Origin of the sequence: Paenibacillus rigui (assembly GCF_002234615.1) — a bacterium.
GTDB classification, from domain to species: Bacteria; Bacillota; Bacilli; order Paenibacillales; family NBRC-103111; genus Paenibacillus_S; species Paenibacillus_S rigui.
In genome coordinates, this window is sequence record NZ_NMQW01000023.1 from 41,838 (window position 1) to 61,887 (window position 20,050).

At 51.0% G+C, this 20,050-nt stretch carries 25 protein-coding genes and 1 riboswitch; of the genes, 16 read left to right on the top strand and 9 right to left on the bottom strand.

The features are described from left to right. Nucleotides 1-32: 32 nt before the first annotated feature. The 6 genes from CF651_RS15920 (at nt 33) to CF651_RS15945 (ending at nt 4,229) form a co-directional block, all read left to right on the top strand. Nucleotides 33-494: a hypothetical protein gene (locus CF651_RS15920; protein WP_094015858.1), complete on the top strand. Its 462-nt coding sequence runs from the start codon at nt 33-35 to the stop codon at nt 492-494. A 208-nt stretch (nt 495-702) separates the two neighbouring features. After that, nucleotides 703-1,014, top strand: a complete 312-nt coding sequence (locus CF651_RS15925; protein WP_094015859.1) for an ArsR/SmtB family transcription factor — start codon at nt 703-705, stop codon at nt 1,012-1,014. Nucleotides 1,015-1,032: 18 nt separating this feature from the next. Further along, nucleotides 1,033-2,445 (top strand): arsenic transporter, encoded by a 1,413-nt coding sequence (locus tag CF651_RS15930; protein WP_094015860.1) that lies wholly within the window; start codon nt 1,033-1,035, stop codon nt 2,443-2,445. Nucleotides 2,446-2,494: 49 nt separating this feature from the next. Beyond that, nucleotides 2,495-2,920 carry an arsenate reductase (thioredoxin) gene (arsC, locus tag CF651_RS15935; RefSeq protein WP_094016115.1) on the top strand — a complete coding sequence of 142 codons (426 nt, stop codon included), beginning with the start codon at nt 2,495-2,497 and terminating at the stop codon, nt 2,918-2,920. A gap of 37 nt (nt 2,921-2,957) precedes the next feature. After that, a complete protein-coding gene (locus CF651_RS15940; protein ID WP_094015861.1) occupies nt 2,958-3,389 on the top strand; it encodes a protein-tyrosine phosphatase family protein in 432 nt (143 codons plus the stop codon). 72 nt (nt 3,390-3,461) lie between these two features. Further along, entirely contained in the window at nt 3,462-4,229 is a 768-nt protein-coding gene (locus tag CF651_RS15945; RefSeq protein WP_094015862.1) for a DUF3891 family protein, read from the top strand. 84 nt (nt 4,230-4,313) lie between these two features. Here the strand turns inward: CF651_RS15945 and CF651_RS15950 are convergent, their stop codons facing one another. The 6 genes from CF651_RS15950 to CF651_RS15975 all read right to left on the bottom strand — a co-directional run bounded on the left by CF651_RS15950 (nt 4,314) and on the right by CF651_RS15975 (nt 8,913). Continuing rightward, nucleotides 4,314-4,781 carry a NanQ anomerase/TabA/YiaL family protein gene (locus CF651_RS15950; RefSeq protein ID WP_094015863.1) on the bottom strand — a complete coding sequence of 156 codons (468 nt, stop codon included), beginning with the start codon at nt 4,779-4,781 and terminating at the stop codon, nt 4,314-4,316. A gap of 77 nt (nt 4,782-4,858) precedes the next feature. After that, nucleotides 4,859-5,620, bottom strand: a complete 762-nt coding sequence (locus tag CF651_RS15955) for a sulfite exporter TauE/SafE family protein (RefSeq protein ID WP_094015864.1) — start codon at nt 5,618-5,620, stop codon at nt 4,859-4,861. A gap of 74 nt (nt 5,621-5,694) precedes the next feature. Continuing rightward, entirely contained in the window at nt 5,695-6,585 is an 891-nt protein-coding gene (locus CF651_RS15960; protein ID WP_094015865.1) for a nitrilase-related carbon-nitrogen hydrolase, read from the bottom strand. Then, the gene (locus tag CF651_RS15965; protein ID WP_094015866.1) at nt 6,527-7,366 is read right to left on the bottom strand and encodes an amino acid ABC transporter ATP-binding protein; all 840 of its coding nucleotides are present in this window, start codon (nt 7,364-7,366) and stop codon (nt 6,527-6,529) included. The genes CF651_RS15960 and CF651_RS15965 overlap by 59 nt, the downstream gene beginning before the upstream one ends. 14 nt (nt 7,367-7,380) lie before the next feature. Beyond that, entirely contained in the window at nt 7,381-8,031 is a 651-nt protein-coding gene (locus tag CF651_RS15970; protein ID WP_094015867.1) for an amino acid ABC transporter permease, read from the bottom strand. A gap of 24 nt (nt 8,032-8,055) precedes the next feature. Then, nucleotides 8,056-8,913 carry a substrate-binding periplasmic protein gene (locus CF651_RS15975; RefSeq protein ID WP_179232836.1) on the bottom strand — a complete coding sequence of 286 codons (858 nt, stop codon included), beginning with the start codon at nt 8,911-8,913 and terminating at the stop codon, nt 8,056-8,058. 270 nt (nt 8,914-9,183) lie between these two features. Between CF651_RS15975 and CF651_RS15980 the strand changes: the two genes are divergently transcribed. After that, on the top strand, nt 9,184-10,791 hold the full coding sequence (locus CF651_RS15980; protein ID WP_179232837.1) for a PucR family transcriptional regulator: 1,608 nt from the start codon (nt 9,184-9,186) through the stop codon (nt 10,789-10,791). Between the two features lie 53 nt (nt 10,792-10,844). On the opposite strand, the gene CF651_RS15985 is transcribed toward CF651_RS15980, so the two are convergent. Then, complete coding sequence (locus CF651_RS15985; protein WP_094015870.1) at nt 10,845-11,456, bottom strand: fumarylacetoacetate hydrolase family protein; 612 nt, start codon at nt 11,454-11,456, stop codon at nt 10,845-10,847. Nucleotides 11,457-11,498: 42 nt separating this feature from the next. After that, nucleotides 11,499-12,233, bottom strand: coding sequence for an oxygen-insensitive NADPH nitroreductase (nfsA, locus tag CF651_RS15990; protein ID WP_094015871.1), 735 nt, complete (start codon nt 12,231-12,233; stop codon nt 11,499-11,501). A gap of 300 nt (nt 12,234-12,533) precedes the next feature. On the opposite strand from nfsA, the gene CF651_RS15995 reads away from it, so the two are divergent. Continuing rightward, on the top strand, nt 12,534-12,848 hold the full coding sequence (locus CF651_RS15995) for a DUF2325 domain-containing protein (RefSeq protein WP_094015872.1): 315 nt from the start codon (nt 12,534-12,536) through the stop codon (nt 12,846-12,848). A 166-nt stretch (nt 12,849-13,014) separates the two neighbouring features. On the opposite strand, the gene CF651_RS16000 is transcribed toward CF651_RS15995, so the two are convergent. Beyond that, nucleotides 13,015-13,389: a helix-turn-helix domain-containing protein gene (locus CF651_RS16000; RefSeq protein WP_094015873.1), complete on the bottom strand. Its 375-nt coding sequence runs from the start codon at nt 13,387-13,389 to the stop codon at nt 13,015-13,017. 259 nt (nt 13,390-13,648) lie between these two features. Here CF651_RS16000 and CF651_RS16005 point away from each other — a divergent pair, with 259 nt between their 5' ends. From CF651_RS16005 to cobJ, 8 genes are all read left to right on the top strand, one after another. Beyond that, nucleotides 13,649-14,098, top strand: coding sequence for a hypothetical protein (locus CF651_RS16005; protein ID WP_094015874.1), 450 nt, complete (start codon nt 13,649-13,651; stop codon nt 14,096-14,098). Between the two features lie 214 nt (nt 14,099-14,312). Then, nucleotides 14,313-14,465, top strand: coding sequence for a hypothetical protein (locus CF651_RS32310; protein WP_179232838.1), 153 nt, complete (start codon nt 14,313-14,315; stop codon nt 14,463-14,465). 262 nt (nt 14,466-14,727) lie between these two features. Then, entirely contained in the window at nt 14,728-14,955 is a 228-nt protein-coding gene (locus CF651_RS16010; protein WP_094015875.1) for a helix-turn-helix domain-containing protein, read from the top strand. 191 nt (nt 14,956-15,146) lie between these two features. Continuing rightward, nucleotides 15,147-16,106, top strand: coding sequence for an NAD-dependent epimerase/dehydratase family protein (locus tag CF651_RS16015; RefSeq protein WP_094015876.1), 960 nt, complete (start codon nt 15,147-15,149; stop codon nt 16,104-16,106). 127 nt (nt 16,107-16,233) lie between these two features. Further along, complete coding sequence (locus CF651_RS16020) at nt 16,234-16,458, top strand: DUF1450 domain-containing protein (protein ID WP_094015877.1); 225 nt, start codon at nt 16,234-16,236, stop codon at nt 16,456-16,458. A gap of 148 nt (nt 16,459-16,606) precedes the next feature. Beyond that, the gene (locus CF651_RS16025; RefSeq protein WP_094015878.1) at nt 16,607-17,110 is read left to right on the top strand and encodes a ferritin; all 504 of its coding nucleotides are present in this window, start codon (nt 16,607-16,609) and stop codon (nt 17,108-17,110) included. Nucleotides 17,111-17,538: 428 nt separating this feature from the next. After that, nucleotides 17,539-17,748, top strand: a complete 210-nt coding sequence (locus CF651_RS16030; protein ID WP_094015879.1) for a hypothetical protein — start codon at nt 17,539-17,541, stop codon at nt 17,746-17,748. Between the two features lie 55 nt (nt 17,749-17,803). After that, a riboswitch (cobalamin riboswitch) is annotated at nt 17,804-18,031 on the top strand. 189 nt (nt 18,032-18,220) lie between these two features. After that, complete coding sequence (cobJ, locus tag CF651_RS16035; protein ID WP_094015880.1) at nt 18,221-20,035, top strand: precorrin-3B C(17)-methyltransferase; 1,815 nt, start codon at nt 18,221-18,223, stop codon at nt 20,033-20,035. Nucleotides 20,036-20,050: the final 15 nt, after the last annotated feature.

Genomic DNA, 20,050 nt, shown 5'->3' on the forward strand with positions numbered 1-20,050 from the left:
TTTGAGTAGATTGTGTACAGGAGGTGAAGATAATGTCAATTCAATTTCTTGACTCCAGAATATCTGAGCACCGTAATGACAGTTCAGGTACAGAGCTTGTACCCGCAACGCCTTCTACCCTCTTTGGAGATATCGGACTGCAAACTGCTGCAGCTGTAGGTACACCAAATGAAAGTAATGTCCGTATCGAGCTTTGGGGAACGATCGGAGTCAACGGCGGAGCACCGAACAGTGTGACGGTTTACGTTCAAAGAGGGGGTTCTGCTGTCTTTGGGTCCGGGGTCATCATCTATGTAGGTACCGAGGATTTAAAGGATGGTCCCGGGAACCAGATCATTTCCTTCCATGCCGTGGACTTTCCGCCGGCTATCTTTGTGGCCAACCGTGAAATTCGTTATACGATGTTTGTGGCTAAAACCGGGGCGCCTGACGTGATTTTGCAAGGGCCTGTAAGCTTTAGCGGGATTGCGCAAGCAGGAACCACTACTTCTTAATAATCTTACCGCAGGCGAAAAATATAGGACGAGGCAGGGGATACCTGCTCCGTCCTATTTCTGCTTTGCTAGATGCTGAAGCCATACATAGATTGAAGCTGAAATTTGCCGGTCAGTACAATATCGTGCGATTTTTATATAAGTACTTGATTATATAACTAAATTATTATATATTAATTTCGCACCATTTATCGCAAGGAGGCCAGCTATGGATACGATCCTGGAAATGTCCGACACATTCAAGCTATTGGGTGATAAAACGAGGCTGACTATCGTCGCTCTGTTGAAAGAACGGGAGCTATGCGTGTGTGATATTGTCGACGCTGTCGGTATCTCCCAGCCGGGAGTGAGCCAGCATTTGCGCAAGCTGAAGCAGGCGGGCTTGGTTCATGAGAATCGCAAAGGGCAATGGATTTATTATTCTTTGAATAGGGAGGGAAATTCGTATGTCCAGGACGTGTTGGCGCATCTCCCTTCGATGCAAGAGAAGCTTCAAGTGATGAATAACTGTTGTGATTAATATGGAGGAACGAAGACGATGGCATTTATTGCATGTATTATTTTTCTTATTACCTTAACCTTCGTCATCTGGCAGCCGCGGGGGCTGAGTATTGGCTGGTCCGCTTCAGGCGGAGCGGTACTGGCGCTCCTGTTCGGAATCGTCAGCTTTGCGGATGTCGGTACTGTGACAGGCATTGTATGGAATGCTACCTTGACGTTCGTGGCGATTATCCTGATCTCGCTTGTACTTGATGAGATCGGCTTTTTTGAGTGGGCAGCCTTACATATGGCTCGTCGGGCGCAGGGGAACGGAAAGCTGATGTTCGTGTACATTATTCTTTTGGGTGCGGCGGTATCGGCTTTGTTTGCTAACGACGGTGCGGCGCTTATTATTACGCCTATCGTGCTCGCTATGGTTCGCGCGTTGAAATTTAATGACAAAACCGTGCTTCCGTTCATCATGGCGAGCGGATTTATAGCGGATACCGCGTCCTTGCCTTTTACGATCAGCAATTTGGTCAATATCGTTTCTGCGGACTATTTCGGCGTCGGTTTTGTGGAGTATGCCAGCCGGATGCTCGTTCCCACCTTTTTCTCGGTGGCTGCCAGCTTGGCTGTGCTGTATGTGTACTTCCGTAAAGGCATTCCGGCGTCCTACCCGCTCGCGCAATTGAGAAATCCGGGCGATGCGATTAAGGACAAGGTGCTTTTTGCATGGTCCTGGGTCATTCTGGGCGTATTGATGATCGCTTACTTCGTGAGCGAGTTTCTGGACATTCCGGTTTCGTTGATCGCGGGAATCGCGGCCATCGCTTTCCTGCTTGCGGCCAGGAAGAGTCCGGTCATAGATACGAAAAAGCTGGTAAAAGAGGCCCCGTGGACGATCGTGATCTTTTCCATCGGGATGTATGTTGTTGTTTACGGCTTGCGGAATGCAGGGTTGACCGATATTTTAGGCCGGCTGATTCAAGCGGTAGCCGATCATGGTCTCCTTGCGGCATCGGTAGGTATGGGGTTTATAGCGGCGATCCTGTCCTCTGTCATGAATAACTTGCCGACGGTATTAATTGATGCCTTAGCGATAAAGGGCACCCAAACGGAAGGGGTTATTCGTGAGGCCTTGGTGTATGCGAATGTGATCGGTTCGGACCTGGGTCCCAAAATTACGCCGATCGGCTCCCTCGCGACGCTGCTTTGGCTTCATGTATTGGCCAAGAAGGGTGTCCGGATCGGCTGGGGGGCTTATTTCAAAGTCGGGATCATTTTAACCGTGCCCACCCTGCTGATCACGCTCATCGGTCTTTCGTTATGGCTGTACTTGATTCAAGCATCCCGTGTGAATGTATGGTTATTTATTGTCGCATTTGTGGCCGTCGTGACGATTGTTCTTCTGGCAGTGAAGGGGCTTCGCGGTAGCAAGCAGGCTAAAAGAAGGCATCAAGGGGCATAAGAGCAAGATCTACAAAAAAAGATGAAGAGGAGTAATACGTGACATGACTATGGAGAACAAACCTTTTGTTTACTTTCTATGCACAGGCAACTCCTGTAGAAGTCAGATCGCCGATGGATTTCTGAATGCGCTGGGCGGTCATTTATATGAAGTGAAAAGCGCCGGCCTGGAAGCGCATGGCTTGAACCCAAGAGCGGTTCAGGCGATGCAAGAAGCGGGTGTGGATATTAGCAAGCATACCTCCAATGTAATTGACCCTGAGCTGTTGAATCGTGCGGATTATGTCATCACACTGTGCGGGCATGCGGACGAGCATTGTCCGGTCATATCGAACCAACAGGTTGTGAAATGGCACTGGGGCTTTGAAGACCCTGCGAAAGCTGTGGGAACGGAAGAAGAAATTATGGCTAAGTTCCGTGAAGTACGGGATGAGATCAGGAAGCGGATCGAGCAATTCCTTGCGGAAGGGAAGTAGGACGGTTGGGTTGACATAGAAAGGAGGAACTGAGGCTATGGAGAAAAATTACCAAAGTTTGCTGGAGGATAAAATCTATTTCGGCGGCGCGGCTGATGTGGAAGCGATGATTAAGAATGAAGGGGTAGAGGTCATCGTTGATTTGCGCGGCGAAGCGGTCGAGAGTGCCTATCCTTCGGCTCAAGTGGAATGGATTCAGGTGCCGCTTGGCGATGCTGCGGAAACTCCGCAAGCCCCCTTGTTTCAACAAGCGATCGAGCATGTGGTGGAAGCTTATAGAAACGGGAAAAAGGTCGGCTTTCACTGTGCCGGCGGTGGCGGAAGAACGGGTGCTGTAGCGGTCGGGACGTTAATTGCGTTAGGCAAGTGTCAAACGATGGATGAGGCGGAGGCTATGGCCAAAAGCATTCGCTCCAAGGTGAATATTAAGCCCCTGCAGCGTGAGGCGTTGAAGGAGCTATATAAATAGCTTTGCGTGGTTGCTATGCAGTTTGCTTCATGTACAATGAGGGTAAGGATGTTGTAAAAAGGAGTGAGCGCGATGATCATCCGCGAAACGGAACGGGATTTTGTGTTGGTCCAGCAGCATGATCATGCCCGGGTGTCCGGTGACGTGGCCGCCCGTATGGCGGCGTCTTATTTTGTGGACACAGGCTATGTGGACGATGTTCTGCTGGCGGTATATGAGCATGACCGCAGCTGGATTCGTTTGGATGAAACGCCGATATGGAATGACGGGGAGGGGCTTCCTTTTTCGTTCATGGATTATCCGCTCTTACCCAAGCTCGCGATGTATAAGCAAGGTATTGATGAAGTCGAGCTTCGGAATCCGTATGCGGCCTTATTATGCAGCATGCATTATGCGTCCTTTCGGATTTTTGAAACAAGCGACCGACCCGAATGCGTCGAATTTCATGACCATGAGGTCGAGAGGCAGGCGCGAATCAAGAGTGAGCGGAGCTCACTGGATGCCGAAGCGCTGCAAAGTCATATTCAGCTGCTGCAGCTATGCGATGATATTTCGTTGTATGTTTGTTTGAACCGGCCTGGCGCAGCGAAAGAACAAGAGCATCCCTGGTACCGGGACGGCTTTAGGAGCTATGACCGGATTACGGGGGACCCGGGGCGGCGTCTCGTTGCCCATTGGGTGAGTGAGCAGGAAATTCAGATTACCCCGTCGCTGTTCCAGGCTTCCTTTGATGTATCCCTGAAGCTGAAGCGGGTTCCAAAAAGCCTGGTGGCAGAGGCTGGGATCGGCGATGCGTACAAGAGGACCGGGTGGGAAGAGCAGAAGATCACCTTTAGGTAACGCCGGCTTGATAAAATGAGAAACCCACCTTTTTAGGCGAGCAGCCTTAAGGTGGGTTTTTGTCATGATACGAGGAAGAGGAGGTCAGCCCGGCAGCTTCACAACCACTTTGCGTACCTGTAACGCTGAGGGCGTGGCACAGCAAGGCTGGTGCAGCTCCCCAGGGAAAAATAGGGCGAACGTGCCCGGCTTCAGCAATAAACGGAGTGCCCCTTCTACCGGCTTGTAGAAAAAGTGGTCCTCCATAGGGCGCGCAACGGAAACTGCCTCCTGCTTCCCGTCATCCCTCGCATACCCTATCTCTTCTTCGCCTGCAATGCAGTAATGAATGTCCAGATGCCGTTCATGCCTTTCGAAAAGGACATCATGCTCCGGCTCGAGGGCTGCCGTCTTGATCACGAGAAGCGCATCCTCACTCCACAGAGGGAGCGGATAGCTTCCGTCAACCCACTGCTCCAAAGGGGTTTCATGTATCCATGTGAGCACTGCCTCCAATTTCGGGGAGAGTCCGATGCGGTCTCTGTCCCAATCGTTGAAATCCGCATAGATCATGCAGTTATCCCTCTTTCCTCTAAAATGCCGCCGCCGCTGCTTCCCGTTTCGCCGAAGCTTGCCGCCAATGGATGGCGCTACCGGACAAGCAGCAGCAGTCCGCCTGCGATCGGGGTGACAACCATTGCGGTCCGCAGCAGTACGCGCGGTGCCCGTTTGGTGAACTTGGCTCCGATGTAGGAGCCGGTCATCGTTCCTGTGACGACCTGCAGCAGCAGCGTCCAGTCCAGGAAGCCGGCCTGCAGGAAGCCGGCGGAGCCGCACAAGGCAATCGGCAGGATGACGACCATCGTCGTCCCTACCGACTGGCGAAGCGGGAGTCTGAACAGAATCAGCAGCGCCAGCTGGATGAAGGGTGTAGACCCGATGCCGAACATCCCGGATAGACCGCCGGTAACGATGCCGGTCATGCTTGATTTGGACCAGAAGCCGGGGCGGTCTGTGACGGAGCGTTCCTCAAAGGCTGATTCGCTGCGCCCTGCAAAGCTTAGGCGCGTGCGCAGCCAGATAAGAAATCCGGAGAGCAGCAGCATGCCGCTCGTCATCCAGACTAGATGGCTCCCGTCGATCCAACGAGCGACATACGTGCCGCCGTAAGCTCCAAGGGCGCCGAATATTCCGATGCTCAGCCCTGTCTTGAGCAGGGCGTTGCCTTCCTTGAAATGACTGATGGAGCCGGATAGCGTGGTGAAGATCATGGCCGCAATGGAGGTGCCGAGGGCGGTATGGATGGGAATGTGGAACACGGCAACCAGCAGGCCGATAATAAAGCCGGACCCGCCGGTTCCCGCAAATCCAAGAATCATGCCCATGAAGAACATTGTGAATAGGATCGCCATGGAAGAATACACTCATTTCTGTCTAGTGAATCCGTTTCGATGCGTATTCACGGATTCAACGGATTCACCGGGTTTTAGGCGTATTGCCGGTAAAAATCAGGGCGCATATCGCTGCGGTTACGGTTGTGCCCGTTTTCACGAACGAAACGCAGGTAGTCCAGATCCAAGTCTCCTACAACGACGCTCTCTACGTTAGGCTCGCCTTGGGCAATGATCCCGTTGGGCGTTCCGATCATCGGCTGGATCGGCGAGTAGATGCCGCTTTGGCCGGTAAACGCGAAACCGTATGGCACGTTCGGCGGGAACGGGATGGAGCCGATCAAATGGCTGTTCAGCACGAACACCTGGTTCTCGCTGGCTCTGGCCTGAGCGAACATGATATTGCGCGAGCGTCCCCATTCGTCCAGGCAAGCGGTCGGGGCCAGGATGATCTCGGCACCCAGCTTCGTTAAAATACGGGCGACCTCTGGAAAGGAGCCGTCGTAGCATATCGAGATGCCGTACGTCACTCCTTCGTATTCAAACACGTCCAGCTTATCGCCCGGGGTCGTCATGGATTTGTTGTACACCATCTCATAGGAAGGGTGGATTTTGCTCTGTGAGAATATTCGGCCGTCCGGCGTAAACACGAAAGCAGTGTTATAAAATTTATCGTCCGCTTTATGGTGAGTGAAGTGGGAGCCTGCGGCGAGCACGATGTGGTATTCGGCAGACAGCTTGAGGCACAGCTGTTGAATCGATTCGGTGTATTCCTTGGCGAACTGCTCGAAAATTGGATAGTGGGCCTCCAGATTCGGTGCGTCCAGCTTGCGCAGCGTTAGCAGCTCCGCGGTAAAAAACTCCGGCAGCAGCAGCAGCTTGGCGCCTTGATTGGCGGCGGATTCGACGTGCCAGCGTACGTGCTCCTCAAATTCCTTGAACGAGGTTAACATTTTCAAACGATATTGGCTGCTTGCTACTCTCATGTGTAAAAGCTCCTCTCAGTTCGCTCGTAGGGTCCAGGTTTTTCAAAAACTGCATCATGCGGGGGTTCGGGTTCCCGAACAGCTCCTCGGGCTTCCCGTCGCCGGTGATCGCGCCGTTCTCCATGAACAGCACGCGATCGGACACGTTGCGGGCAAAATTCATTTCGTGGGTGACGACAATCATCGTCATGCCTTCGGCGGCCAGCTTCACCATGATTTCCAATACTTCATGGACGAGCTCGGGATCCAGCGCCGAGGTCGGCTCATCGAACAAGATGACCTTGGGCTCCATCGCAAGTGCCCTTGCGATGGCAACCCGCTGCTGCTGGCCTCCGGAGAGGTTGGCGGGGTATTCGTTGATTTTGTCGGCGAGGCCGACTTTGCCGAGCAGCTCTTTGGCCTTTTGGATGGCGGCGTCCCGCGGCATTTTTTTGACAATGCAAGGACCTTCAATAATATTTTGCAGCACGGTTTTATTGGGCCAAAGGTGGAATTGCTGAAATACCATGCAAACCTGCGTCCGCAGCCACGTCAGCTTCATCTGGGAGAAGAAGTTCAGCTTGCCCCGGGCGTTCGTCGCATATTTCACAGGCTGGCCGTCCACATGGATATCGCCTTCGGAAGGCACCTCCAGCATATTGATGCAGCGAAGCAGCGTGCTCTTGCCGGCTCCGCTCGGGCCGATAATGGATACGACCTGCCCCTCCTCAATGTGGAGGTTAATATCGCGCAGCACCGATTTATCTTTAAAGGTTTTGTTCAGCTTGTGAATTCGGATCATCGTGAAGCCCTCCTCTACTTTTTGTTCATTCGCAGCTTTTTCTCGATGAACGTTTGCAGCAGCATGATCAGGCTGGTCATGGTCAAGTAAACCGCACCGGCCACGCCGAGTGTCTCGGCTACGCTGTACGTGCTGTTGTAGGCCCGCTGCGCTGCCAGCATCAGATCCGGCACCGTAATGATGGACACTTGAGCAGACTCCTTCAGCATGATCACGCAATTGTTAATGTAAGGAGGGGTGATCAGCCGAACGGATTGGGGAATCGTGATGCGTACCATTTTTTGAATCGGATTCATGCCGACGGATTCCGCCGCCTCCAGCTGCCCTTTGTCTACCGACATCAGCCCGGCCCGGATAATCTCGGACTTGAAGGAGGCGGAGTTGAGCGACATGGCCACAAGGCCTGCAACAAAGGCGGTTAGCTTGATGTCGAAAGGTGTAGCGTAGTAAATCCAGAATAAGGTCAGCATCAGCGGTACGCCGCGGAACACCCATACGTAAATGAACGAAATGCCGTTCAGAAGGCGGAAGCTGGATAAGCGCATTAATGCGACGAAGTAGCCTAGAAGGGTGGCGCAAATAATGGCGGAAATGGAGATGCGAAACGTAGTCAGGGCTCCCTGTAAATAAAGCTGCCAGTAATTCGATACGATGTCCCAGTTCATATGCAATCACTCATTTCAAGCTTATTATTTTGCAGGAGTTCCGATCCATTTGGCGATAAGCTTATCCAGTGAACCGTCTTTTTTCTTCTCTGCAATGACGCTGTTGATGATCGATTTCAGCTCATCCTCGTTTTTGCGAATGCCGACACCGATATCTTTGATGGCATATTGCTCGCCAACGATTTTGAGCGGAATTTCGCTTTTATCGTTCTTTATATAGTCCATCGCGGCTATGTTGCCTGCGGTATAAACCTCGATCCGTCCGGCCTTCAAATCCGTCAACGCTTCAGCGTGGCCCGGATACTCTTTCAGCTCCTTGTAGCCGCCCAATTCCTTGATGATGCTGTGCGTGCCGGAGCCTCCGATCACACCGGCTACCAGACCTTGCAGATGCTGGACGTCCTTCACGGTGGTGTTATCTTTTTTGACGACAGCCACGGCGCCATCGGACAAATATTTGTCGGAGAAATCGATCGCTTTTTTCCTGTCGTCCGTCATGGTGAGGCCGGACATCACCAGATCGAATTTCCCTGCATTCATGCCCGGGATCAAGCCTGCCAGGTTCCCGGGTACAAATTCCGCTTTCACACCCAGCTTATCGGCGATCGCGTTCCCGATTTCGATATCGAGCCCGGCGATTTGCCCTTGTTCATTCATGAAGGTGATGGGGCGGAAATTTCCGCTGGTAGCTATGATGAGCTTACCGCGTTTTTTGATTTGCTCGACGGTGCTCTCTTTGGCGCTTCCGCTGCTTCCCGAGCTGGCTGTTGCTGCTGCGGGCTCGGCCGGTTTGGCTGCCGTACCTGCTGTCGTTCCTCCTCCGCATGCCGCTGTAACGAAGCCCAAAGCGGCAACCATCAAAATCATACTGAATTTTCTCATCTCCAACACTCCCTTTGTGTAATTTGTTTGGTATCTATATGTCACATTATATATCATGAATTAAAAAGAAAGCATTGTGAAGTATTCACAAAAAAGATGCTGCTCCTTGGCGTCAATTCACAGTGTCTACCTGAAAAAAAGCTGTGTAACCCGGATTTTACTGCTATTTTGCTCGTGTTTTTTTGTGATCATCATACAATAAACGCTTCTATCAATTGAATATTAATGTTATATTATATGACATATAAAGGGTGGGGGAAGGTGCTGTGCATGGAAGGGATTACCATACGGGAATTGCTGTATCGCAAGCCGAATCTGTTCGACAAACAGCCTATCATTGCCGGGTCGTCCGGACTGGATCGCATGATTACAAACATTAATGTGATGGAAGTGCCCGATGTATACAATTGGGTTCGCAAGGGGGACCTGCTGCTTACGACGGCTTACTCCATCAAGGATAATCCGCTGGCCCAGGAGGAACTGATTCCCAAGCTTAGCGAGGCGGGGATCTCTGCTATCGGGATTAAGACGAAGCGCTATCTGGAGAAGGTGCCCGAGAGCATGATTCGAATGGCCGATGCCTACGCTTTTCCGATTTTGGAGCTCGCATTTGAGGTGGGGTATTCTCAAACCATCTCCGAGGTCATTGAGGAAATTATCGACCGGAAGGCCAGAGGCTTGATGGAGCTGCACCGCTGCATTCAACTGCTGACCGATTCTTTGGTGCTGGGCGAGCATTGGTCAACGCTAGTCGAAACGATCGCGCGGTGCATGAACATGCAGGCGGCGCTCATCACAAGCCGGCGGGAGGCGTATTCGACGGATTCTTCGTATCAGCCCGTCTGGCCTGACATACGGGAGCCGCTAGCCTCTTCCGCGGATGCGATCCCTGCTCTGGAAGGCAGCAGTCTTGGCTTCGTATGGCCTGGGGATGCGACCAAAAGGTTCATCCCCATTCAGAGAAATAACGAGGTGCTGGCGTACCTGATTTGCTGGGATAGGGCTAACGAAGGGGGGACCGCGACGTTTTCACTGGCTATCCAGCATGCCGTGAGCCTGCTGACCTTGCAGCTGTCAAAGCAGCAGGCGCTGAACCATGCGGAGGATAACCAGAAGGAAACATTTCTGAAGATGTGGCTGTTAGGCGAGCTGCAGGATCAGCAGGCCGTTCATTTGCATGCTGCGGTCGCCGGCATCCAGCTTCAAGCGCAGTACCGCGTAGGGGTTACCTCGAGGGTGGGGGCACAAGGGGCGGCTAAAGCATTCGACAAGCTGAAGCTGCAGTTCATAACCGAAGGGATTTTATCGGTTGCTCTTGGGGAGGAGTGGGTGCTTCTGATCCCTGTCACCGGGGAGGAGGACGACCGTCAAGTCGAAGGGGTGAAGAAGCGGCTGGCCGGTCTCAGAAAGCTGCTGAAGCCGTACAGCCTGTGCATGGGCATCAGTGAATCGCAGTCTATCGAGCATATTCACCAGGGATACCAGCAGGCCTGCACCTCCCTGGAGCTGGGGGCTATTGTCCAACCGGAGGAGACAATCTGGTTCTACGGACAGCTTGGCATGTATCCGCTCGTGAATCTGCTGGCAGGAGAAGACAGTGCCAAACGCAGGCTGCTGAATCAGCTGAAGCCGCTTGAGGATCACGATGACAAACACCAGTCAAGGCTCATTGAGACATTGATCGCCTATTTGAAGCACGATGCGAATATTAAAGAAACGGCCCAGACGCTCTTCTGCCACTATAACTCGGTTGTGTACCGGCTTGAACGGATTTCATCGCTGCTGAAAGCGGACTTGAAGGACCCCGAGGTGAAGTTCCAGCTGCAGCTGGCGCTGAAGGTATACCGTATCGCGCAAAAAAAAGAAGCCTCGACTTAGGAAGTCAAGGCTCGGATGGAATAAAAAAGCTCCGCTGCCGTTGGCTGCATCGGCTATTTTTGCTCCTGATGGATCGTGTAGCGGACGCTGCCCAGCTCCGGGCTGCGCATTTCAATGACGTCTCCGACCTGGCAAAGGCGCGGATTGGCCGGGGTGCCGGACAAAATGACATCGCCTTTGCGCAGCGTCATGATTTTCGAAATATGCGACACCTGCCAAGCAGGCGAAAACAGCATTTGCGAGGTGTTGTCGCGCTGTATGAGCTCTCCGTTGACCCACATCTCTAATGTGACGTCCGAAGGGCTGCTCACCTGCACCATCGGACCGATTGGGGTCATTTGATCGTACATCTTGAACCGGCCGTCGTCAAAATGGTCCGCAGCAGTCATATCATTGGCCAGGGCATAGCCGGCGACAACGGAAGCCGCCTCGTGCTCCTCGATATGCTTGCAGTCTTGACCGATAATGATAGCCATCTCAACTTCACAAATGAAGGCGCCCATCGCGGGTGAAACATAGACGGTATCGGAGAAGGTCAGACTCTCGGGAGATTTCAAGGACAGAAAAGGGTCGTCGGTATGCGTAATCCCCTTTTGCTCGCGAAAGGCTTTAAAATTCGGGCCAATCCCGATGATCTTGCTCGTTTTATCTCTTCCGTAAATCATAGAGCTGCTCCTTTGCAGTGATGTCTGTGAAAAAAAACGAGGCTACTCCAGCCGGAAGCCTCTGGCCTCCAAGAAAGGCCGGATATGTGCGCGGACCGGCTCGCGGTACTTATCCGCCAAGCCCTTGGACCATGTCGTCAAAACTTTGCCTTGGGTCCGCTCCTTGTAATATTCCCGGGTCACTTCATCGTAGGCTTCGATATCGCTGCGGGTACGGCCTGCATTGTAGGCATTCGGATGGTATACGGCAGGGCGGGCCAGCCGCGGACGGGACGAAGGGGCCTGATCGGGCACGCCGATGCACATGCCGAACACCGGGTATACAAGCTGAGGCAGCTCCAGCAGCTCGCTCACTTCCTGCGGCTTGTTCCGGATCCCGCCGATATAGCAGATGCCCAGGCCAAGTGACTCTGCGGCGACCGCGGCGTTCTGCGCAGCAAGCGCGGCATCGAGCGAAGCGACAAGGAAGCTCTCCGTATTTTGGTGGAAGGGCTGCTCATGCATGCTGACAGCGACCTGATTCCGGTACAAGTCGGCGCAAAATACGAGAAACAGGCCGCAATGCTCCACATAAGCCTGATTGCCGGTTAGCTCGGCCAACCGCTTCTTTTTGTCGGGGTCTGTGACGCCGATGATACTGTACGCCTGGACATTGCTTGAGGTTGATGCCATCTGGGCAGAGCCGATAATGCTGTCCACTTGCTCCCCGGAGAGAGGGGCATCCTTGAATTTACGGATAGAACGATGGTTGTGCAGCAGTTCGATGACGGAATTCATGGCTTAAACTCCTTTTGTTGGGACAGAGGGCCCGAGATTTGAGCTAATTTTATATGAACCGCCAAGGGGTGTCAACGAATGCAAAAAACCATTGACCAAAGGAACAAAACTTGCTAATATTAAAACATAGTTAACACATCGGAATAATATGATCTACCGGAAAACCGGAGAGCGCCGCGGTGTATGGGGGACTCTCTTTTTTTCTATATCATAAAGTTGACAATGATAATGAGAACCATTATCATTGTATTCAAAGGACAAGTGAGAATAATTATCAATGAATCCAGAGGAGGACTGCAGATGGCGTCCATATTAGTGGTAGGTGCGGATCATTTAGGAAATATGCCGGAACAGCTGGCTCATATAGGTTTTGATGATGTAATGCATATGTCGGGGCGCAAGTGCCAAATGGTGCGCAAGGGGATACCGGAGAGGGTAGATGCAGTGCTGGTGCTGACGGATTACATTAATCATAACTTGACGAAGGTCATCAAGCAGCAGGCCAAGGAGCAGGACTTGCCTATCTATTATGCCAAGAGATCCTGGTGCTCCGTCCAAAAAGCGCTATGCTCTTGCAAGCACGTCTGTGAAATGATGGGGCAGACCAAGCAGTAGTGGGGCCCTTATATAAGCTGTCCAGCACTCGCTGATATTCGCCAATTGTGCCGCGATCAGGTCATGAGTGCTTTTTTTGTATCCAAAAAACAGACAGCCTCGGCCGGCTGCCTGTTCTTCTGACGCGCTCATCTCAAAAGGCCTCGGTACGAAGATGTGCTGTGAGCTAGGAGTTGTTGTTAGACCGTTCCGCTCTAACGAAATTAATAAACCGTTTGGCTTCTTCCGGCGTCAATCTCATACCGTCCACAGTTAAGGCGAATTTCTCCAGGATATGCTCATTGGAAAGCTCTAACGCATCAACAAACTCGCGGACATCTTCATCCAGAACGCCGTGAGGATCTTCGGTTCTGCCGATCAGGTAGTCTATGGACACATTAAAGAGGTTGGCTATACTTACAATCGTTTCGTAATCCGGCTCTCTGCGGTTATTCTCGTAATGAGATAGAGAAGCACGAGTAATTCCTAATTTGGTCGAGAGCCCCTCCTGCGTCAGGGAATGTTTTTCACGAAGCGCTGCAATCCTTTCCCCGTACTTCATACATTATTAACCTCCAATTATGCTATCTTTGATGATGAAAAAAGTGAGAGAAAATGGGAAAACAACCTCTTGACATTGATACATATTGTATCGTATGTTAATGCTAGTGTACTTACTTGAATAAGGTGATTTACTTGAAAAACGTTGATATTAAAGACATTATGCAATAAGTGGAGGGCATGTGAAATGTGTGATATGTATTACATAATGTATCATGAGTTTATTTTACCTAAAAATTCGATGATTGGGAAGATGCGAGATGAATGAAATGTTAAACGTTGCAATGCAGTCCCAGCGGCGAGCGCAACTGGCATCCATACAATGTCGTCTATCCGTTCTTCAGGTTGATAACCGGCCTGTCCAAACCCGGTATGCGCTGGTCGAAATAACGAATGTAAGCCGCAGCGAGCTCTTCTTTAAAACCCCCTTATCGCTGCCTGCAGGTGTCAGCATGACGTATGCGTTTCAGCTGCTGTTCGGATCCCACTCCTTTCATTTGACAGGCAGTAGACTGAAACGGCTGCATCCAACGGCTCCTTACGAATATGCCGTCGAGTTCCAGATGAATGGGCAGGAGAAGCGAGCAATGATTGCAGCCATAAACCGGATGATGGAAGACGCCCCTACCATTGTATCGAAAATCCTTGAAAGCTACTCGCTCCTTTGCTCCTACGAACAGTTTGTCCCCCGGAAGTTATTTCAAACCTAGCCTGCAATCACAGACGATTGTGCAAGAAAAAAGTAAAGTAAATTACATTATTTTAAATGCTAAAGTAATTTTTAGATGTGATTCGACATGAATATACATAATCCATGGTTTGTTGACTTTTTTATCGTTTGACAGGATACAAAATGTATCATAAAGTGATATTATATCCTAGCCGTTAACAAAGGAAAACATATAGTTAAAGGGAGCGTTAAGAATGAGTAGCAACTACTCGAATCAGAAAATGATTACCATGGATGTCTACAAAATTATGAAGCAGCTCAATATTGACGAGAAAGCCTTTATCTTTCAAAATCCGCCACCTTCCTATACAAAGTCGCAGTTGCCTTCCGATGATGATTCGAAATAATACATAAATTGTGGAGTCTCTTCTGAATTAAATGACAAGCGATTTTGCTGCCCGGCGGGTAGGAGATCGCTTGTTTTGCGTTCTATTGTTGTAAGCGGTATCATTTAATGTAATAAAGTTTATGATACGAATTGTATCTAAATGTAAAAACATGTATAATCAGTAGTAAGAGATCCTTGGACTGTTATTACAATAGGAAGCTGTTAATCAATTGCAACGAGCATGAAGATATAAACTCACGAGAAAGGAAAGATATGCCGCAATGAAACTAGGAAAACGCATTTCCCATTTGAGGGGAGAGAGGCAACTAACGCAGGGTGAGCTGGCCCGCATCATTGGTGTGACTCGTGCAGCGCTCTCGCATTATGAGAACGATCGAAGACAGCCGACCTATGATACGTTAAGAAAAATTGCTCAATATTTTTCCGTGAGCGTAGATTATGTCATGGAGGGAGCCGAAAGCAACCAGAAGACCTCCAGCGTTAAATGATCGTGAGTGCCAAGAGACACTATTCGGACTGCCGGGTAGTGTCTTTCTTTTCTTCATCCACAAGATAACTATTTTTAAAATTTATGGGATATGACATTGACGAAAGATCCCGATTTTTTATATAATGATACATAATGTATCATAGTTCGACAGGCATTGTTTTGATCATATAGGACATTGGGGGGAAAGGGATGAAACTGCTAATCACAGGTGGAGCGGGTTTCATAGGCTCGCATACAGCGGATTTTGCTTTGAGTATGGGAATGGAGGTTGTAGTTGTCGACAGCTTCCGTTCGGGGAAAGAGGAATTTGTTGATCCGAAATGTATCGTATATAAAGCGGATATTGCAGGGAAGGAGCTGCGTGATATTTTTGAGTCGGAAAGGCCGGACTACTGTATTCATCTGGCGGAGCAGACGGATGGCGACGAGCTTCTGGCGCGCGGACTGAATCCGAATCTGGGCGGCTTGATTCACCTGCTGGATATGTGCAGAGAATTTCCCGTTAAAAAGCTGGTATACGGCTCCTCGGCGAACGTATACGGGGCAACGGAGCTCATTCCCGTGAATGAATCGTTCCGCTGTGCTCCATTGTCCGGCAGCGCGAGAGCCAAGCTGACATCGGAAGAATACATCAAGCAGTACGGTGCGCTTTATGGCATTCCGTTTACGATTCTAAGGTATGCCAATGTGTACGGGTTCAGGCAAAATTCGTTCGGTGACGGCAGTGTCATTTCCGAAATTATGGAGACTTATACGAATGGGGAGCGCCCCGTTATATATGGCAAAGGGATGCAGGCCCGGGATTTCGTCTATGTCACGGATGTGGCGGCAGCCAATATTCAAGCGTTAAGCATAGGCGGCGGGCAAACTTATAATATTGGAACGGGAAGATCCATCCGGGTCATTGATTTATTGAATATGATGAATGAAATGATGGAACAGAAAAAAACGCCGGCCTATATGCCTTCACGCCCGGAGGATCATATCCATTATTGTATTTCTTACAGGAAGGCCGAGGAGGAATTCGGCTGGAGGCCTAAAATTCATTTGAAGGAGGGCTTGACCCAACTGCTGGGGGATTTCATATATCGGCGTTTTATGGATAATCATAAGCTGCCGTCTGCTCCTCCGAAGCAGGACGCCGTCTGATTGCGGAAGGATACGATGGATCGGACAAGAGCCCGATATTCCCTGTTGACAATGATAATGAGAACCATTATCATTCATTGTAGTGGTAACTTGCTTCACCATTCAATGGCGGGGAGAACAGGACCGTATGAAAATTAAGTACTGCTGTAAAAACTTCAGACATGGCTCCAAGTCCGTATATAAAGCAATGAAGGAGAAGTTTCCGGAGATCAAGCATAAGAAGCGCGATTGTCTGGGCAACTGCAAGGCCTGCTCCAAGGGCTGCATGGTGCTGGTCGGAAAATCGGAAAAGATCGTGTGCGCTCCTACAGCCAAAAAGCTGTATAAAGAGCTGCGCGAGATGATCGGATAATATCCTCTGCGGAAGCGGAAAGGGTGCAATTCTTATGACGCTGCTATGGATTCTCTCTCCTGCCTTATTCGTTGCATTCGTATTGGTTTTATTGTATATTTCGGGAATGAGAGCGAAATAGACCCATAGGAAGGTGGATCCTCACTTGATGTCAGATGAGCTTTACCAGGCTTTAAATGAACAAATGAATTATGAATTTTATTCCTCCCACGTCTATTTAGCGATGGCTGCATATTGCTCCGGTGAAAGTTTGGACGGCTTTGCTAACTTTTTTATCGTCCAAGCGGAAGAAGAGCGGTTCCATGCGATGAAGATTTATAAATTTCTGAACGATCGCGGTCGACGCGCTACAATTGATGGGATGGAAAATCCGAATAATGACTACCGTTCGGTGCTTCAAGTGTTCGAGCATGGCTATGAGCACGAACAAATCGTGACCAAACGGATTTATCACCTGTCCGATCTGGCGCTGAACGAACGCGAGCACGCCACGATGCAGTTCCTGAAATGGTTTATCGACGAGCAAGTCGAGGAGGAATCGATGTTCGATAGCATCATTCAGAAGCTGAAACGGATCGACAGAGACAGCAATGCCTTTTATATGCTGGATGCCGAATTTCTGCAGAGGGTATTTACTCCGCCGACGGCGTAGCTGCTCGTACCATTACATAGATGAAGTGAAACCGCCGGCAGGCCGAAACTGCCGAGCGGTTTTTTTGTATGAGAAGCCGTCAAGAACTTTTTGGTGATAGATAAGCTTCCGACCCTCGGTTTGCCTCGACAAGCGCATGCCGTCTTGAACGACGGTGAAGTTATGTATCCTTAGGTCTGTTGGCATAAGAAAAATGTGATGCATATCACATTTTGGAGACTCCGGGACAGCAGTGACCGCAGACTTATAAATAAAGGCCGGTCCTGATCATAAAGATTTATTAATAGTCTTACTTTCGACAAAAATAATGACTAAGATAGAAGAAAGGGCCCCAGCAAGTGACATTTTTTTTTGGCTGACTCCACTATACTTTAAGTATACAAGCACAAGCGATGATAAAGTGAAACGGATGGAGAGTGGGAAATCGTATGCAAGGGCAAAAAACAATTGATATCAAAGCAATACTGGAACAGCTTAATATTTCGATGGATAAATTCAACCAAAGTCAAACCACCTCGCTGTCTGAGCCCGTCCTTCGTACGGCAGAGAAGCAGCAGGTTGAATCTTGGAACTACACAGGTACTTTTTTTAGTTTGGATATGAAGAAACGAGAGGTTCGGGTACCGCATATGAACTAGCCGTGCTCTTTTCTGGACAAATCTTCGCTCCCGGTGATATGATGACTTGTAACAACTACATATCATTGAAATAGGTGCTGGGCGAAGAGGGGCTCTCTCGTTCAGCTTAAAAGGGAAGCCGGTGTAAATCCGGCACGGACCCGCCACTGTAAGGAGCGCTGATTCATGCAATCGGCAACTTTTTCCGTGATTCATGCCACTGGGCGCATATGATATACCCTGGGAAGGCGATCGGAACAAGGAGGCTCCAAGTCAGGAGACCTGCCTAGTTCCAAAACACTGATAACCTACGAGGATTTGGGGAGGTGTTAGAGATCGGCTTATGAAGGGGCCCGTGCGGTATTGAATGGCTGCGAACGGAAACGGATGATAGCTGCAAAAGCATTTCTAACACATTTCGTGTGTTGGGGATGCTTTTTTTATTGGTTACAGAATACAAATATACAGTATTTGGATGGGGAGGCTCTGCGTGATGACAGGTAAATTGTTGATCATCGGGTTTGGACCCGGCAGCTTCGAGCATATCACGAAACGGGCGCGGGAGGCACTTCAGGAGAGCGAGGTCATTATCGGATACAACACGTATGTCGACTTGATCCGCGGGCTGTTGACTGACCAGGAAATTGTTCGGACCGGGATGACGGAGGAGGTCAGCCGTGCGCAGGAGGCGGTTCGTCAAGCGGAAGCAGGGAAAAAGGTAGCCGTTATCTCCAGCGGTGACGCCGGCGTCTACGGCATGGCGGGGCTTGTGTATGAAGTACTGATGGAAAAGGGCTGGAGCCGGCAGCATGGCGTGGAAGTGGAAATTATTCCGGGCATCTCTGCGATCAATTCCTCGGCATCCCTTCTGGGGGCTCCGGTTATGCATGATGCTTGTACGATTAGCTTGAGCGACCATTTGACGCCTTGGGAGCTGATCGCCAAGCGGGTTGAAGCGGCAGGCCAGGCGGACTTCGTCATTGCATTGTACAACCCGCGCAGCGGAAGGCGGACGCGCCAAATCGTAGAAACCCAGCGTATCCTGCTGAAATACCGATCGCCTGAAACGCCGGTTGGCATTGTGAAGAGCGCTTATCGGGACCGTCAGGATGTCGTACTGACGAATTTGCGCGATATGCTGGACCATGATATCGGCATGCTGACGACAGTCATTATCGGTAACTCTTCGACGACCGTGTATGACGGGTTAATGATCACACCCCGTGGATACCAGCGTAAGTATACACTTGGAGCGGACGTGCAGTCCCTTCGTCCGCATCAGCGTCTGCAGGAGGCGGCGGAGCCTTGGGCGTTGAAGCAGTGGGACGCCTTGGCGGGCGAGCCGGACGATGACGATTGGGGCTGGGAGGAGCCGGGCGACGATGAGTGGTCTGAGCCCGAGCTGAGCACAGCGGGCGAGGCGGCGGAGCGCGAGCAGGCGAGCTGCGGCGCGGTACAGGCGAGCGCGATAGCGGTGCAGGAGCGAAGCGGCACGCTGGCGGTAGGTGCGAGGCGCGGAGCGGAGGCGCCGGAGCCAGACGCGGGAGCGCCGTTGCTGCTGGCGCTGGAGGCGCTGCAGCTGGCCGACCGCGCCAAGGGCGTGGACAGCAGCGGCCCGGCAGCTGCACAGCCATTCGCTGGCGGAGGACTGTTCCGCCAGCAGTCGATTTTTGAGCTGGCGGTCAGCCCCGGCGTCGTCGAGAAGAAGTTTACGGCGAAGCAAATGCTGACGCTGGCCGAGCTCGTAGGCGAGAAGGGAACGATGGAATATACGCCGCATCATCAGATGATCGTGCGTATCCCTACGGATCGCCCTGAGGCCATCACTTCAAGATTGCGTGGGGAAGGGTTCATGCTTGCCCCTATCGGCGACGTTGCACAGCTTAAGGCTTGCGACTTTTGCAACGCCGAGAAGGGGGACGCGATTCCTTACGCGGAGGAGATTCATCAGCGCCTGGGCGGGCTTCGGGTGCCGAAGGAGCTGCGCATCGGCTTGAACGGCTGCGGGATGGCCTGCTACGGCGCTGTCAATGAGGACATAGGGATCGTCTATCGTAAGCAAAAATTCGATTTGTTCCTCGGTGGCAAAACAGTGGGACGCAATGTCCATCCCGCGCAGCCGGTAGCCGAAGGCATTGAGCCGGAGGCGCTTGTCGATACGATTGAGCGAATCGTGCAGCGATATATTGCGGAAGGGCATCCGAATGAGCGCTTCCATAAGTTTTTTAAACGGGTCAAGCAAATTGAAGGCTACACGCATCAGGAGCTTCCTGTTTTTACAATAGAGGATGCGGTTTGCGGGGATTAAAACGAACGGAATTTT

Bases quoted from the DNA above. Each gene is read 5' to 3' on its own strand.
- CF651_RS15920 (WP_094015858.1), top strand. From the start codon at position 33: ATGTCAATTCAATTTCTTGACTCCAGAATATCTGAGCACCGTAATGAC.
- CF651_RS15925 (WP_094015859.1), top strand. From the start codon at position 703: ATGGATACGATCCTGGAAATGTCCGACACATTCAAGCTATTGGGTGAT.
- CF651_RS15930 (WP_094015860.1), top strand. From the start codon at position 1,033: ATGGCATTTATTGCATGTATTATTTTTCTTATTACCTTAACCTTCGTC.
- arsC (WP_094016115.1), top strand. From the start codon at position 2,495: ATGGAGAACAAACCTTTTGTTTACTTTCTATGCACAGGCAACTCCTGT.
- CF651_RS15940 (WP_094015861.1), top strand. From the start codon at position 2,958: ATGGAGAAAAATTACCAAAGTTTGCTGGAGGATAAAATCTATTTCGGC.
- CF651_RS15945 (WP_094015862.1), top strand. From the start codon at position 3,462: ATGATCATCCGCGAAACGGAACGGGATTTTGTGTTGGTCCAGCAGCAT.
- CF651_RS15950 (WP_094015863.1), bottom strand. From the start codon at position 4,781: ATGATCTATGCGGATTTCAACGATTGGGACAGAGACCGCATCGGACTC.
- CF651_RS15955 (WP_094015864.1), bottom strand. From the start codon at position 5,620: ATGGCGATCCTATTCACAATGTTCTTCATGGGCATGATTCTTGGATTT.
- CF651_RS15960 (WP_094015865.1), bottom strand. From the start codon at position 6,585: ATGAGAGTAGCAAGCAGCCAATATCGTTTGAAAATGTTAACCTCGTTC.
- CF651_RS15965 (WP_094015866.1), bottom strand. From the start codon at position 7,366: ATGATCCGAATTCACAAGCTGAACAAAACCTTTAAAGATAAATCGGTG.
- CF651_RS15970 (WP_094015867.1), bottom strand. From the start codon at position 8,031: ATGAACTGGGACATCGTATCGAATTACTGGCAGCTTTATTTACAGGGA.
- CF651_RS15975 (WP_179232836.1), bottom strand. From the start codon at position 8,913: ATGAGAAAATTCAGTATGATTTTGATGGTTGCCGCTTTGGGCTTCGTT.
- CF651_RS15980 (WP_179232837.1), top strand. From the start codon at position 9,184: ATGGAAGGGATTACCATACGGGAATTGCTGTATCGCAAGCCGAATCTG.
- CF651_RS15985 (WP_094015870.1), bottom strand. From the start codon at position 11,456: ATGATTTACGGAAGAGATAAAACGAGCAAGATCATCGGGATTGGCCCG.
- nfsA (WP_094015871.1), bottom strand. From the start codon at position 12,233: ATGAATTCCGTCATCGAACTGCTGCACAACCATCGTTCTATCCGTAAA.
- CF651_RS15995 (WP_094015872.1), top strand. From the start codon at position 12,534: ATGGCGTCCATATTAGTGGTAGGTGCGGATCATTTAGGAAATATGCCG.
- CF651_RS16000 (WP_094015873.1), bottom strand. From the start codon at position 13,389: ATGAAGTACGGGGAAAGGATTGCAGCGCTTCGTGAAAAACATTCCCTG.
- CF651_RS16005 (WP_094015874.1), top strand. From the start codon at position 13,649: ATGAATGAAATGTTAAACGTTGCAATGCAGTCCCAGCGGCGAGCGCAA.
- CF651_RS32310 (WP_179232838.1), top strand. From the start codon at position 14,313: ATGAGTAGCAACTACTCGAATCAGAAAATGATTACCATGGATGTCTAC.
- CF651_RS16010 (WP_094015875.1), top strand. From the start codon at position 14,728: ATGAAACTAGGAAAACGCATTTCCCATTTGAGGGGAGAGAGGCAACTA.
- CF651_RS16015 (WP_094015876.1), top strand. From the start codon at position 15,147: ATGAAACTGCTAATCACAGGTGGAGCGGGTTTCATAGGCTCGCATACA.
- CF651_RS16020 (WP_094015877.1), top strand. From the start codon at position 16,234: ATGAAAATTAAGTACTGCTGTAAAAACTTCAGACATGGCTCCAAGTCC.
- CF651_RS16025 (WP_094015878.1), top strand. From the start codon at position 16,607: ATGTCAGATGAGCTTTACCAGGCTTTAAATGAACAAATGAATTATGAA.
- CF651_RS16030 (WP_094015879.1), top strand. From the start codon at position 17,539: ATGCAAGGGCAAAAAACAATTGATATCAAAGCAATACTGGAACAGCTT.
- cobJ (WP_094015880.1), top strand. From the start codon at position 18,221: ATGACAGGTAAATTGTTGATCATCGGGTTTGGACCCGGCAGCTTCGAG.